Source organism: Curtobacterium sp. MCBA15_007 (assembly GCF_001864905.1).
Classification (GTDB): Bacteria; Actinomycetota; Actinomycetes; order Actinomycetales; family Microbacteriaceae; genus Curtobacterium; species Curtobacterium poinsettiae.
On record NZ_MJGM01000043.1, the window covers coordinates 1 to 1441 of the forward strand.

Consider the following 1441-nt stretch of genomic DNA (forward strand, 5'->3'; position numbering starts at 1 on the left):
CGCCGGGTTCGGGGTCTCGCTACGGTGTGCTCGCGCAGTTCGCGCTCGGGATGTTCACAGGGGGTTCAATGCCGCACGGCAGAACCGTGGTCGCGACAGTGGCCACATCAGCGTTGGTGCTCGGTCTGCTCGCGACGACGGGCGCACCCGCGTTCGCCGATGGGTCCGCCACCACCACACCGACCGTCGCGGACAGCCAGTCCTCCGCGACCTCGGCGGACGCCTCCGAGATCGCGCAGGCCCACGACCACGGCGTGACCGTCTCGGACGAAACCACCCCGACGAGCCTGCTCACGGCGAACCCGGACGGCTCGTTCACCGTGACACAGGACACCATCCCGGTCCGCACCCAGCAGGCCGGGCAGTGGATCCCCGTCGAGACCGACCTCGTTCCCGTCGACCAGTCCTGGATCGCACCGAAGGCCACCGACACCCACGTCCGGTTCTCCCGCGGCGGCACCGACACCCTCGCACAGGTCCAGACCGACACCGGCGCCTGGGTCAGCGAGTCCTGGCCCGCAGGCGGCGCCCTGCCCTCGCCGACCATCGACGGCGCCACAGCCACCTACGCAGACGTCCTGCCCGAGGTCGACCTGCGCCTCACCGCAACACCGTCAGGCATGGCGGAAGTGCTCGTCGTCAACACGCCAGAAGCCGCCACGAACCCGGACCTGCAACAGGTCGAGCTGCAGATGCACGGCGCCACCGTCTCGACCTCGTCGACAGCATCAACAGCGACCGCGACCGATGGGTCCACCCTGCAGTCGTCGAAGCCGACCTGGTGGGACTCCTCCGACGGCGGCGATGCCGACGGCCCCGGCGGCGCCGGCAGCGCCACCCCCCTCGAGCACACCACGACCACCACCGCAGTCACGCTCGACGTCACCGACGCAACCGACACCGCACCGACGTTCCCCGTGTTCGTCGACCCCGACTGGTCCTCCGGTCAGAACGCACTCTGGTTCGACGACATCGCCTACCCCACCCAGTCCTACCTCAACGGCCAGGCAGCGAACGGCTACCAGAGCGTCGGCTACGCCGTCGAGAACGGCAAGACGTTCATGTCACGCGCGTTCTGGCAGTTCAACCTCGGCCCCCTCGACGGCAAACACATCACCGAAGCGCACTTCAACGCCATCGCGAACTACAGCTGCGGCGAAGCCACCGTCCAGGCCTGGCGCTACGGCAACGTCACACCCGGACAGAACTGGAACGACGACCAAGCCAACCAAGGCCAATGGCGCGACCACATCTCCGACGCCGAGATCCCCAGCGTCGCCGGCTGCGCCATGCCCGGCAAAGCCGTCGGCTGGGACGTCACCCGCGGCGCCGCCGCCACCGCCGGCAACACCCTCCAGATCGGCCTCCGCTCCCCCACCGAAGGCAGCCTCAGCCGCAAACACTTCGCCTACAACGCCACACTCACCATCGAGTACAACAC

General features: G+C 68.8%; 1 protein-coding gene. It reads left to right on the top strand.

Annotation, left to right across the window (positions count from 1 at the left end; genetic code table 11):
- Window positions 1-86: 86 nt before the first annotated feature.
- On the top strand, window positions 87-1441 hold a 1355-nt coding region (locus tag BIU95_RS13405), incomplete at its 3' end, for a hypothetical protein (RefSeq protein ID WP_217639444.1).